The sequence below is a fragment of the Mycolicibacterium lacusdiani genome, assembly GCF_021916785.1.
In the GTDB taxonomy this organism is placed as follows: domain Bacteria; phylum Actinomycetota; class Actinomycetes; order Mycobacteriales; family Mycobacteriaceae; genus Mycobacterium; species Mycobacterium lacusdiani.
In genome coordinates this window covers 286,435-297,910 of the sequence record NZ_JAKCFC010000006.1, presented here as the reverse complement: position 1 = coordinate 297,910, position 11,476 = coordinate 286,435, and the positions used below count along the sequence as shown (strand labels likewise).

11 protein-coding genes are annotated in these 11,476 nt (G+C 68.9%); 6 read left to right on the top strand and 5 right to left on the bottom strand.

Translation table 11 applies throughout. The annotated features are described in order from the left end of the window. The first annotated feature begins 2 nt into the window (after window positions 1-2). Both LOK44_RS19800 and LOK44_RS19795 read left to right on the top strand, forming a co-directional pair. Window positions 3-785, top strand: a complete 783-nt coding sequence (locus LOK44_RS19800) for an enoyl-CoA hydratase (protein ID WP_237571804.1) — start codon at window positions 3-5, stop codon at window positions 783-785. Then, window positions 782-2,140 carry an FAD-dependent oxidoreductase gene (locus LOK44_RS19795; protein ID WP_308192769.1) on the top strand — a complete coding sequence of 453 codons (1,359 nt, stop codon included), beginning with the start codon at window positions 782-784 and terminating at the stop codon, window positions 2,138-2,140. Before LOK44_RS19800 ends, LOK44_RS19795 begins: the two co-directional genes overlap by 4 nt. On the opposite strand, the gene LOK44_RS19790 is transcribed toward LOK44_RS19795, so the two are convergent. Continuing rightward, on the bottom strand, window positions 2,137-2,472 hold the full coding sequence (locus LOK44_RS19790; RefSeq protein ID WP_237571803.1) for a hypothetical protein: 336 nt from the start codon (window positions 2,470-2,472) through the stop codon (window positions 2,137-2,139). The two genes, LOK44_RS19795 and LOK44_RS19790, sit on opposite strands and share 4 nt — an antisense overlap. Window positions 2,473-2,489: 17 nt before the next feature. Continuing rightward, window positions 2,490-3,113, bottom strand: coding sequence for a TetR/AcrR family transcriptional regulator (locus LOK44_RS19785; protein ID WP_237571802.1), 624 nt, complete (start codon window positions 3,111-3,113; stop codon window positions 2,490-2,492). Between the two features lie 41 nt (window positions 3,114-3,154). Between LOK44_RS19785 and LOK44_RS19780 the strand changes: the two genes are divergently transcribed. Together LOK44_RS19780 and LOK44_RS19775 are read left to right on the top strand one after the other, a co-directional pair. Then, on the top strand, window positions 3,155-4,330 hold the full coding sequence (locus tag LOK44_RS19780) for a phosphotransferase family protein (protein ID WP_237571801.1): 1,176 nt from the start codon (window positions 3,155-3,157) through the stop codon (window positions 4,328-4,330). Further along, on the top strand, window positions 4,330-5,445 hold the full coding sequence (locus LOK44_RS19775; RefSeq protein ID WP_237571800.1) for an Rv3169 family protein: 1,116 nt from the start codon (window positions 4,330-4,332) through the stop codon (window positions 5,443-5,445). The genes LOK44_RS19780 and LOK44_RS19775 overlap by 1 nt, the downstream gene beginning before the upstream one ends. Before the next feature lie 55 nt (window positions 5,446-5,500). On the opposite strand, the gene LOK44_RS19770 is transcribed toward LOK44_RS19775, so the two are convergent. Beyond that, window positions 5,501-5,668: a hypothetical protein gene (locus LOK44_RS19770; protein ID WP_170314462.1), complete on the bottom strand. Its 168-nt coding sequence runs from the start codon at window positions 5,666-5,668 to the stop codon at window positions 5,501-5,503. Window positions 5,669-5,816: 148 nt separating this feature from the next. Between LOK44_RS19770 and LOK44_RS19765 the strand changes: the two genes are divergently transcribed. Then, window positions 5,817-7,460 (top strand): alkaline phosphatase D family protein, encoded by a 1,644-nt coding sequence (locus LOK44_RS19765; protein ID WP_237571799.1) that lies wholly within the window; start codon window positions 5,817-5,819, stop codon window positions 7,458-7,460. 4 nt (window positions 7,461-7,464) lie between these two features. Here the strand turns inward: LOK44_RS19765 and LOK44_RS19760 are convergent, their stop codons facing one another. After that, window positions 7,465-9,015 (bottom strand): flavin-containing monooxygenase, encoded by a 1,551-nt coding sequence (locus tag LOK44_RS19760; RefSeq protein WP_237571798.1) that lies wholly within the window; start codon window positions 9,013-9,015, stop codon window positions 7,465-7,467. Window positions 9,016-9,160: 145 nt separating this feature from the next. Here LOK44_RS19760 and LOK44_RS19755 point away from each other — a divergent pair, with 145 nt between their 5' ends. Continuing rightward, the gene (locus LOK44_RS19755; RefSeq protein WP_237571797.1) at window positions 9,161-10,510 is read left to right on the top strand and encodes a flavin monoamine oxidase family protein; all 1,350 of its coding nucleotides are present in this window, start codon (window positions 9,161-9,163) and stop codon (window positions 10,508-10,510) included. On the opposite strand, the gene LOK44_RS19750 is transcribed toward LOK44_RS19755, so the two are convergent. Next, window positions 10,507-11,451 carry an alpha/beta fold hydrolase gene (locus LOK44_RS19750; RefSeq protein WP_237571796.1) on the bottom strand — a complete coding sequence of 315 codons (945 nt, stop codon included), beginning with the start codon at window positions 11,449-11,451 and terminating at the stop codon, window positions 10,507-10,509. The genes LOK44_RS19755 and LOK44_RS19750 overlap by 4 nt on opposite strands. Between the last annotated feature and the right edge of the window lie 25 nt (window positions 11,452-11,476).

Genomic DNA, 11,476 nt, shown 5'->3' with positions numbered 1-11,476 from the left:
CCATGAGCGAACTGGTGCTCGTCGCCGACCACGAGCACGTCCGGGTGCTGACCCTGAACCGGCCCGAGTCGCGAAACGCTCTGAACCGCGAGCTGATTCGCGCGCTGTACGCCGCACTTCGGACCGCGGACGTCGACGACGCCGTGCGGGCCGTCGTGCTCACCGGCACGGATCCGGCGTTCTGCGCGGGCATCGACCTGAAGGAGGCCGCGCGCGACGGCCTGAAGTACTTCGAGGAGTTCAAGACGCAGAGTTGCATCGCGGCCGTGGCCCAGATGACGACACCCGTCGTCGGTGCGGTCAATGGCGCCACCTTCACCGGTGGTCTGGAGATGGCGTTGGGCTGCGACTTCCTGATCGCCTCCGACCGCGCAGTGTTCGCCGACACCCATGCCCGGGTGGGCATCCTGCCGGGCGGCGGCATGACGGCACGGCTCCCTCAGGTGGTCGGTGTGGCGATGGCACGGCGGCTGTCGATGACCGGCGAGGTGGTAGACGCCGCACGCGCCGAGCACATCGGGCTCGTCACCGAGGTGGTCCCGCACGAGCGGTTGCTCGCCCACGCGGTCGAACTCGCAAGCAGGATCGCCGAGGTGCCGCGTCCGACCATGCTGGGACTCAAGGAGATCTACGTGCGCGGCGCTGCGACCGTGACCCAACCCGCACTGGCCGCCGAAGGCGACATCGCAGGCGCGCACGACTACGACCTCGCGGGGCTGGATCAACGCCGCCGCGACGTCGTCGCCAACAACAAGGCGCAGATCAACCCAAAGGCGGCACCGTGACCATCGACGCAGACCTGATCGTCATCGGCTTCGGCAAGGGCGGCAAGACTCTTGCGGCCACACTCGGCAAGCAGGGCAAGCGCGTCGTGATGATCGAACGCTCGGCTCGGATGTACGGCGGCACGTGCATCAACATCGGCTGCGTCCCCACGAAGTCGATGGTCTACCAGGCCGAGGAGGTGTCGGTGCACCCGCCGACGCCCGTGGTCTACACCGCCGCAGTGCGGGCCACCGCGGACCTCACCACGGGGCTGCGCGCGGAGAACTTCGCGATGCTGAACACCATTCCCAGCGTCGAGGTCCTCACCGGCGCCGCGTCGTTCGTCGATCCGCACACCGTGGCCGTCGACACCGCCGAGGGCACGGTGACCGTGACCGGTCGCACCATCGTGATCGGGACGGGATCGGAGCCGACGTGGCCCGACGTCCCCGGCCTGCGCGACAACCCGCGTGCCGTGACGAGCACGGACCTGCTGTCCACCGAGGACCTGCCCGCACGGCTGGTTGTGCTCGGCGGCGGATACGTGGGACTGGAGTTCGCCGCGATGTACGCCGCGTACGGCGCCGAGGTGACCGTGCTGGAACGTCACGACGCGGTCCTGAGTCGCGAGGACGACGACATCGCCTCGTGCGCAACCGAACTGCTGGGCGAAGCCGGCGTCCGCGTGGTCACGTCGGCGCAGGTGACGGCCGTCGATGGCGGGACCGTGCACTACGAGATGGGCGGTGCGCCGACGAGCGTCGACGCCGACCTGATCCTGGTGGCACTGGGCCGGCATCCCGTCACGGCGGATCTGGGCCTGCCGAACGCCGGCGTCGTCACGCGGCCCGACGGTTCGATCGAGGTCGACGAGTACCTGCGCACCAACGTGCCGCACGTGTTCGCGGTCGGTGACGTCAACGGCGGCCCGCAGTTCACGTACGTCTCGCTCGACGACTACCGCATCGTCGCCGATCAACTCTCCGGCTCCGGATCCCGCTCCACCGCCGACCGGCGGGCGGTGCCGTTCTCGCTGTTCATGACGCCGCCGCTGTCGCGGGTGGGCATGACCGAGCGCGAGGCCAGGGCCGCGGGTCACCGCGTCAAGGTGGCGGCACTGCCGGTGGCCAAGATGGCGACCGTGCCGCGGGCGCGCATCGTGCACCAGGCCAAGGGAATGATGAAGGCCGTCGTGGACGCCGACACCGACGAGATCCTCGGCGCCGCGTTGCTGAGCTACGACTCGCACGAGGTGATCAACACCGTCGCCCTGGCCATGCGCCACGGCATCACGGCCTCGACGCTGCGCGACGAGATCTACACCCACCCCTCGATGACCGAGGCGTTCAATCAGCTGTTGGGCGCCCTGGCTTAGTCCGGCGTCTCGTCGTCGGAGCCCGCCATCAGAACGTTCCAAGCCTCCCGCCGCTTGCGGTCCTGGACCTCCTTGCGCCACTGGGTGCCGCGCCTGGAGAACTGCCCCTCGGCGGCCAGCTCGGCGATCTCGGTGATCCTGCGACCCAGGACCAGGGCTTCGCCGATGGTCATGGTGAGCAACACCCCGGCGCGGTCACCGTCGGGCCTGCCGACGGGGTCGACGACCACCCTGGCGGTCTCGGCGCGACCATCCGCATCGTCTGTCCAGGGCGGAGTGGAGTAGACCTCGGGCACCCCGTCCTCGTCGTTCACGGTCAGCTGCACGTACATGCCGTAAACGGTACTGGTCAGACCTTGACGCCGTGGCTGATGATGGCGGCGGTCTGATCGACCCAGGTGTCGTCGAGTCCGCCACCGGGGTCGAGCAGCAGGCGAAGAAGCGTTGCGCCACCCACGATCTCGATCAGGCGCACCGGGTCGACGTCGGGTTGCACCTCGCCCTGGGAGATCGCGTGTTCGAGCCGTTCGCGGACCAGGTCGAACAGCCCGACGAAGCGGTTCAGGACGCGGGCGTTCAACTCGGGGTCACCGGCCATGTCGGCGATGAGGCCGGGCAGTGCCGACCGCACCACCGGGGTCACGAAGACGTCGCGCGTCGCGGCGATCATCGCCCGCACGTCGCCTGCGATGTCGCCCTCGGGGGCGCTCAACGCCGTCGGCGCAGCGGGAAACGCGGCTTCGTGGACGAGTTCGGCCTTGCTGGACCAGCGGCGGTACAGCGCGGTCTTGGTGGTGCCCGCCTTCTCGGCGACCGCGGCCATCGTGAGGTTGGCATAACCGATTTCGACGAGAAGGTCCGCGGTGGCCTCGAGTATGGCAGCGTCGATGCGTGGGTCGCGTGGTCGACCGGCGCCCGAATTTCGCCCCTGATCCTCGCGGGTCTCGACATCGGCACCCGAGTCTGTTTTCATAACGCTACTCACCGTAGCGTTATTCTCCGGAAAGGTGAACCGTGGCCAACGAACCGGCTGTCGAAGACGTCAGCCGCCTGCAGCACTCATCCCGCGACACCACGGCCCTTCCCGCCGTGCTGTCGGAATGGCTCTCGACGGTCATGCCGGGCGGAATCGCGCCCGACGTCACAGTGGAGAGCGGCATCGACTCCAACGGCATGTCGTCGGAGACGATCATCCTCACCGGACGATGGCAACAGGACGGTCGACCCGTCGAGCAGAAGTGGGTGGCGCGGGTGGCGCCGACCACCGAGGACGTGCCGGTGTTCCCGTCTTACCGGCTGGACCACCAGTTCGAGGTGATACGCCAGGTCGGCGAACTGACCGACGTCCCGGTGCCTCGCGTCCGGTGGATCGACGACGTGGGCACCGTGCTCGGCACCCCGTTCTTCCTGATGGACCACGTCGACGGCCTGGTGCCGCCCGACGTGATGCCCTACACGTTCGGGGACAACTGGTTCTTCGACGCTCCCTTGGAGCGACAGCGCGAGCTGCAGGACGCAACGGTTCGGGTGCTTGCCGACTTGCATTCGATTTCCGACCCACAGCAGCGGTTTGGGTTCCTCGCCGAGATGGACCCGCCCGGCGAGAACCCGCTGCGCAGGCACTTCGGCTGGCTGAAGGACTGGTACGAGTTCGCCGTCCCCGACATCGGCCGCTCCCCTACCGTCGAGCGGGCGTTGGCATGGCTCGACGAGAACTTCCCCGACGACGTGGCCGCGCAGCCGCCCGTACTCGCCTGGGGCGACTCGCGAATCGGCAACGTGCTCTACGAGGACTTCCGCCCCGTCGCGGTACTCGACTGGGAGATGGCCACCGTCGGACCGCGCGAACTCGACGTCGCGTGGATGGTGTTCGCGCACGACGTCTTTCAGGAGCTGGCCGGGATGGCGGGGCTCCCGGGCCTGCCGGAGGTGATGCGCGAGGACGACGTGCGCGCCACCTACGAGGCACTGACCGGCGTCACGCTCGGCGACCTGCGATGGTTCTACGTCTACTCCGGGGTGATCTGGTGCTGCGTGTTCATGCGCACCACTGCCCGGCGCGTCCGCTTCGGCGAGATGGACCAGCCCGACGACGTGGAGTCGACGTTCTATCACGTCGGCCTGCTGAAGCGGCTCATCGGAGAGGCGGAGGGCAGGAGCGCAGCGACCCGGGAAGGAGGAATCGCCTGATGCTTGGCCCCATGGACGAATTCCCCGTTCACCAACTGCCGCAGCCCATTGCGTCACCCGGGTCGTCGGACCGCAACTTCTACGACCGGTCGTACTTCAACGCCCACGACCGCACCGGCGACGTCTTCCTCATCAGCGGAATCGGCTACTACCCGAACTTGGGCGTCAAGGACGCGTTCGTGCTCGTGAGACGCGGGGACGAGCAGACGGCAGTGCACCTCTCGGATGCGATCGACGGTGACCGGCTCAACCAGAAGGTGGTGAACTACCGCGTCGAGGTCGACGAGCCCCTGCACCGACTGCGCATCGTGCTCGAGGAGACCGAGGGCGTCGCCGCCGACCTCACCTGGACCGGCCTGTTCCCGGTCGTGCAGGAGCAACGCCACGTCCTGCGCGCGGGCAACCGCGTCACGCTCGACGCCCAGCGCTTCGCCCAACTGGGTTCGTGGAGCGGTCGTCTCGCGATCGATGGTCAGGAGATCACCGTCGACCCGCAGACGTGGATCGGGTCGCGGGACCGGTCCTGGGGCATCCGCCCGATCGGCGAGTCGGAGCCCGCCGGGCGGCCTGCCGATCCGCCGTTCGAAGGCATGTGGTGGTTGTACGTGCCGATGGCGTTCGACGACTTCTCGATCGTGCTGATCATCCAAGAGGAGCCGACGGGGTTCCGCTCGCTCAACGACTGCACCCGCATCTGGAAGGACGGTCGCATCGAGCAATTGGGCTGGCCGCGCATCAAGATTCACTACCGCTCGGGCACCCGTATCCCCACCGGGGCGACCATCGACGCGACCGCAGGCGACGGCTCACCGGTCCGGTTCGAGGTGGAGAGCAAGCTCCCAGTGCCGATCCACGTCGGCGGTGGGTACGGCGGCGACTCCGACTGGGTGCATGGGCTCTGGAAGGGCGAGAAGTTCACCGAACGACTCACCTACGACATGACCGACCCCGCGATCGTCGGGCGGGCCGGATTCGGCGTCATCGACCACGTCGGTCGCGGCCTCTGCACGGAGGGCGATGCGCCACCGGTCGAAGGGTGGGGTCTGTTCGAACACGGCGCGCTCGGTCGCCACGACCCCTCCGGCTTCGCCGACTGGCTCACCGTCGCCGACTGACAGCCGAACGCGACGAGGGGCACCCGATCGCTCGGGTGCCCCTCGTCGTCGGTTACTAGCGGCCGTTGCCGATGGTCGAGGAGACCACGCCCACGGTGGCCTGCTGCTGGATGTCCTGGATCCATCCGTGGTGGGTGCTGTCGGCGGCGGCAGGTCCTGCCAAGCCCAGCAAAGCAGCGGCGAAACCGGTCGCGATGACGCTGGCGAATCCAAACTTCTTCATGATGATCTCTCTTCTGCTCTGGTTCTCGGTGGCCGGGGGGAGGTTCTCCGGCCGGTCTGATAGCTAGAACCTGCAGGTCAGGGGTTTAATTCCGGTGGCAGCATTTGATCGCCGAGTGGCAGGAATCCACTACCCCTAGGCTGGGTTGGTGAGCCTCTTACTCGGTCCCGTCCTGCGCCACGTCGGCGCGACCACAGCCCAGGTGTGGGTCCAAACGGAGCACTCGGCGACCGTCGAGGTACTCGGATGTTCAGCGCCCACGTTCGAGGTACAGGGCTTCCACTACGCCATCGTCCCGGTGCAGGGCCTGACGCCGGATTCGACCACGGAGTACGAGGTCCGGATCGACGGCGCCAAGGTCTGGCCGGAGGCCGACTCCGCCTTCCCGCCCAGCGTCATCCGCACCCGCGGGCCGGAGTCCGCGTACCGGCTGCGCGCCATCTTCGGGTCGTGCCGCTACCCCAAGACGGGCGACGCCAAGCTCGACGACAAGCTGGGCCAGGACGCGCTGGATTGCTACGCCCAGCGGTTGACCGAACTGCCGGTCGACCAGTGGCCGGATGCGCTGATCCTGCTCGGCGACCAGGTCTACGCCGACGAACTGACGCCCGACGCGCGCCGCAAGCTGGCGGGTCGCCGGTCGGGCCGTCGAACTTCGGGCCAGCGGCCGCCCGACGAGGTCGTCAGCTACGGCGAGTACGAATCGCTGTACCGGCACACGTGGGGCGACCCGGAGATCCGGTGGATCCTCTCGACGCTGCCGACCGCGATGATCTTCGACGACCACGACATCCGCGACGACTGGAACACCTCCGCCGCGTGGCGCAAGGAGGTCAACGCCAAGCCGTGGTGGCGCGACCGCATCCGGGCCGGCCTGGCCTCCTACTGGGTGTATCAGCACCTGGGCAACCTCAGCCCGGCCGAACTGTCGGCCGACAAGGACTACCGCAAGGTGCTGACCGCGGAGTCCGACACCTGGCCGCATCTGTCCGATCTCGCCGACCGTGCCGACAGCGAGGTCGACGGCGACAAGGGCCTGCGGTTCAGCTACCGGTGGGATCTGGGCCGCAGCCGGCTCATCATGGTCGACTCGCGCAACGCCCGGATCCTCGACAGCGGCGATCGCAAGATGCTGGGCGACCGTGAGTTCAAGTGGCTGGAGGATCAGGTCGACGAGGGGCTCGACGACCTCGACCACCTCGTGCTCGGCTCCTCGCTGCCGTGGCTGCTGCCGCCGGCCATCGGCGACCTGCAGACCATCAACGAGATCGCGGCCAACCGCAGCGGCATCCGCGGAAAGCTGGCCGAGAAGTTCCGTCAGGCAGCGGACTTCGAGCACTGGGCGGCGTTCCTGCAGTCGTTCCTGCGACTCACCGACACCATCGTCCGGGCCGCATCGCGCGCGTCCGACGGCAAGGGCGGTCCCGCCACCGTGTCGGTGCTCTCCGGCGACGTCCACCACAGCTACGCCGCACGCGCGGTCGTGCCCGGGTCGACCTCGGCGCGGGTGCACCAGCTGGTGTGTTCACCGGTCCACAACTACGTGCCGATGTTCGTCAAACCCGCGTTCAAGCTCAGCTGGTCACCGCGCGCAGCGCGGGTCACCCGGCGCCTGGCCCGCCACAGTGGGTCGCCCGACCTACCGATCGAGTGGCGCAACCTGAGCGGGCCGCTGTTCGGCAACACGATCGCGGCGCTCAACACCGCGGGCAGGAAGGCCGAGGTCGTCTTCGAACAGCCCTCGGAGACAGGCGATCTGGTCGAGGTCGCCAGGATCCCACTGACCGAGTGAGCGGCTAGGCCGTCTGCGCCGCCCGGTTCGCCGGAGTCGGGGCGGGGGCCCGACCGTGCGTACGGCCGAAGACCATCGACTCCTCGATCCGGTCGAAGCGGTGGTCGACGACGTCGAGCAGGTAGTTGTGCCGGACGTGCCACGGCCGCTTCGTGCCCGATCGCGGCAGCGCGTGCGGTGAGCGCTTGATGTAGTTGGCTTGCAGGTCGAAGGTCGGCTTCTCGTCGATGGGGCCGTCGCCGAGATGCGGGTACGCGTGCGTGTAGCCCTTCGAGTCCATGTAGGCGAGCAACTTCGCGAAGGCGCGGGCGGTCATGTCGGCGCGCAGCGTCCACGACGCGTTGGTGTAGCCGATGCACCACGCCATGTTCGGGACGTCCTCGAGCAGGTACTCCTTGTAGACGAACCGGTCGGCGGGATTGACCTCCTGGCCGTCGACGACGATCCGGATGCCGCCGAGCGCCTGCAGTTGCAGCCCGGTCGCGGTCACCACGACGTCGGCGTCGAGGTGCTTCCCGGACTTCAGCACGATGCCGGTGGCGTCGAAGTGGTCGACGTGGTCGGTGACCACTTCCGCTCGCCCGGCACCGATCTCGTTGAACAGGTCCCGGTCGAGGATCAGGCACATGCGCTGATCCCACGGGTCGTAGCGCGGCTTGAAGTGGGTGTCCACGTCGTAGCCCTTGGGCAGCGCGGCCATGGTCCGATTGCGGATGAGCCATCGCCCGAACCGTGGAGCCTTGCGGAACATGAAGTAGGACAGCACGTGGAACAGCGCGTTGCGCAGCCGGACCACCGCGTGCGACGGCTTGGGCGGCAGCACCTTTCGGATGGCCTCGACCATCGGGTCGATGCGCGCCATCGACATCATGTAGGTGGGTGAGCGTTGCAGCATCGTCACGTGCGCCGCGGTACGCGCCAGCGCGGGGATCAGGCTGATGGCGGTGGCGCCACTGCCGATCACCACCACGCGCTTGCCGGAGTGGTCGAGGTCCTCGGGCCAGAACTGCGGGTGCACGACCTGGCCGCCGAATTCGTCGATGCCTGGAAAGTCTGGGCGGTGCGGCTCGTCGTAGCTGTAGTAGCCGGTGCCGAAGAACACGAACCGGCCCCGGTAGGTGGTGGCCCGTCGGCCATCGGGACCGTCCTGCTCGGCGCGGACCGTCCACGTGTCGGTGGCCGGGTCCCACTCGGCGGAGGTGACGTGGGTGTCGAACCGGATGTGCTGGTCGATGCCGTGCTTGCGGGCCGTCGTGTCGAGGTAGTCGCGGATGTCGCCGCCGTCGGCCACGTTCTCCCGCCGCGTCCACGGCTCGAAGGGAAAGCTCAGCGTGAAGATGTCGCTGTCACTGCGGATGCCGGGGTAGCGGAACAGATCCCAGGTGCCGCCGATGCGGGACCGGCGCTCCAGGATGGTGTAGCGCAACTGTGGGTTGCGTTCGGCGATCCGGTACGCCGCTCCGATGCCGGAGATCCCGGCGCCGATGATCAGGACGTCGACGGTCTCGGTGATCTCGGTGTCTGCTCCGGCGGCGTCGTGCTCGGTGACACTCATGGCGAACCTCCATTGGCTGTCGAGGACCACTCGTGGAGCATGATGGTCCTGTCGCGTACCACCACCCTAGGGGCCAGGGCGCGACTCGTGCACGAAAAGGTGCGGTACACGCTCCTCCGCGTGCACGAATCGCCACACTGGGTGGATGGCGGACGTGGTGGTGGTGGGGGCTGGCTTCGCGGGCTTGATGACGGCGCGGCTGCTGACCCAGCGCGGTCACGAGGTGGTGGTGCTCGAGGGCCGCGACCGGGTGGGTGGGCGGTCCTTCACCGACACCATCGCCGGGGTGCCGGTCGACCTGGGCGGCACCTTCGTCGGCCCCACCCAGACCGAGGTCAACGCGTTGGCGGCCGAACTGGGCTGCCCGACCGTGCCGACGTACGGCCAGGGCAAGAACCTGATCCAGTGGCGCGGCCGGGTGCGCTCCTACCGCAGCACGATCCCGAAGCTGTCGCTGCTCGAACTGGTCGACGTGTCGCGGATCCAGTGGCGGTTCGAGAGGCTCGCCAAGCAGGTTCCGCTGGCGGAGCCGTGGACGGCGCCGGGTGCGCACCGACTCGACTCGCAGTCGCTCGACCGGTGGCTGCGCTCGGTGCACGCGGGTGCGTCGACCCGGGACCTCATGGCGATCATGTCGCGGGTGACGTGGGGTTGCGAGCCCGACGAGGTGTCGATGCTGCACGCCGTGCGGTACGTAAAGGCCGCGGGTGGGATCGGCCCCATGCTCGACGTCGAGGGCGGTGCCCAACAGGACCGCTTCCCCGGCGGTACCCAGCAGATCGCCGAGCGGATGGCCGCCGACCTGGGCGACAAGGTGCGCCTGGGCACGGTGGTCACCCGGATCGAGCGCACGGCGGACGGTGTCGTGGTCCACGCGGGTGACACGTCCACGCAGGCCCGCGCGGCCGTGGTCGCGATCCCACCGCAGCACCGTGACGCGATCGCGTTCGAGCCCGCGCTGCCGCCCGGCTACGCCGCGCTGGCCAAGCACTGGCCCCAGGGCAGGCTGAGCAAGGCCTACGCCGCCTACGAGACGCCGTTCTGGCGGGCGGACGGCCGTTCGGGTGAGGCGCTGTCGGACGAGGGACCGGTGTTCATCACGTTCGACACGAGCCCCGAGGAGTCCGGGTCCGCGCAGGGCCCCGGCGTGCTCCTCGGCTTCACCGACGCGCGCACCTTCGACCCGCTGTCCGCCGAGGAGCGTCGCGAAAGGGTCCTGGCCTGCTTCGCCGAACTCTTCGGCGCCAAGGCGCTGCACCCGATCGACTACCTCGATTATCGTTGGGGCAGTGAGGAGTTCGCGCCGGGCGGCCCGACCGCCGCGGTGCCGCCGGGGTCGTGGACCCAGTACGGCCAGTGGCTGCGCCGACCGGTCGACGGCGTGTTCTGGGCGGGCACCGAGACCGCTGACACGTGGACGGGCTTCCTCGACGGCGCGGTGCGCTCGGGACGCCGTGCGGCGGGCGAGGTCGGCGACTTCCTGGCGGCGGGCTAGGAACTGAGCCGCGACTCGCGCGCCGACTCGACGAGGGTGCGCAGGTGGGCGTTCACCTCGTCGGGGCGCTCGAGGATCGCACAGTGACCGCCGTCGAGTTCCACGAAGGACGCCAGGTTCGGGGCGTCGGCCGCGATCCGGCGTGACGCGCGGATCGGGAGCAGCCTGTCCTGGCGGCTTCCGATGACCAGAGTCGGCACGGTCAGATTGGTCAGCGACAGATGGCGCGAACTCATCGAGTCGACCAACACCCTCGCCCACGCACCGCGGCCGGCGGGAGGCGTCTTGGCGAACAGGTCGAAGACGAAGTCGGCGATGGCCGGATCGGCGTTCGGTCCGACCGCGAGCGTCGAGACGAGCCGTCGGCTCTGCTGGATGGAACCGGGAAGCAGCGGCGCGGACCCCAGCCGCTTGAGCAGCTGACCGCCCGCCCTGACGCGGCCTGCCGCCAGTGCGCGTGGGACGGGCAGGAAGTTCACGTGGTGCAGGATTTCGCCCGAGGTCGTGTTGATCAGCGCGACCGCATCGGCGCAGCGGCGCACCCGGGCCGGATAGCGCTGCGACCACGCCTGGATCGCGATGCCGCCCATGGAGTGGCCGGCGATGGTCGCGCGATCACCCGGCGCCAGCGTCGCGTCGAGCACGGCGTCGAGGTCGGCGGCGAGGAAGTCGAGGCTGTACCGGCCGCGCTTCGGGACGGCACTGCGGCCGTGGCCGCGGTGGTCGTAGGCGATCACGCGGTAGTCGGTCGACAGGTCCGCGATCTGGTTGGCCCACACGCGCGTCGCGCAGGTGATGCCGTGGGCCAACACGATCGGGTAGCCGTCGGCCGGACCGAACACCTCGGTGTGCAGCCGGGTGCCGTCCGCGGAGCGGACCAGCACGGGCGTGCCCTTCGGCAGCGTCTCGACCGGCGCGTAGGGCAGCAGACGCCTTGGCACGGCAACTCCGATCCGCCACGGCACC

Excerpts from the sequence above, each read along its gene's own strand:
- LOK44_RS19800 (WP_237571804.1), top strand. The coding sequence starts at position 3 with ATGAGCGAACTGGTGCTCGTCGCCGACCACGAGCACGTCCGGGTGCTG.
- LOK44_RS19790 (WP_237571803.1), bottom strand. The coding sequence starts at position 2,472 with ATGTACGTGCAGCTGACCGTGAACGACGAGGACGGGGTGCCCGAGGTC.
- LOK44_RS19785 (WP_237571802.1), bottom strand. The coding sequence starts at position 3,113 with ATGAAAACAGACTCGGGTGCCGATGTCGAGACCCGCGAGGATCAGGGG.
- LOK44_RS19775 (WP_237571800.1), top strand. The coding sequence starts at position 4,330 with ATGCTTGGCCCCATGGACGAATTCCCCGTTCACCAACTGCCGCAGCCC.
- LOK44_RS19770 (WP_170314462.1), bottom strand. The coding sequence starts at position 5,668 with ATGAAGAAGTTTGGATTCGCCAGCGTCATCGCGACCGGTTTCGCCGCT.
- LOK44_RS19760 (WP_237571798.1), bottom strand. The coding sequence starts at position 9,015 with ATGAGTGTCACCGAGCACGACGCCGCCGGAGCAGACACCGAGATCACC.
- LOK44_RS19755 (WP_237571797.1), top strand. The coding sequence starts at position 9,161 with ATGGCGGACGTGGTGGTGGTGGGGGCTGGCTTCGCGGGCTTGATGACG.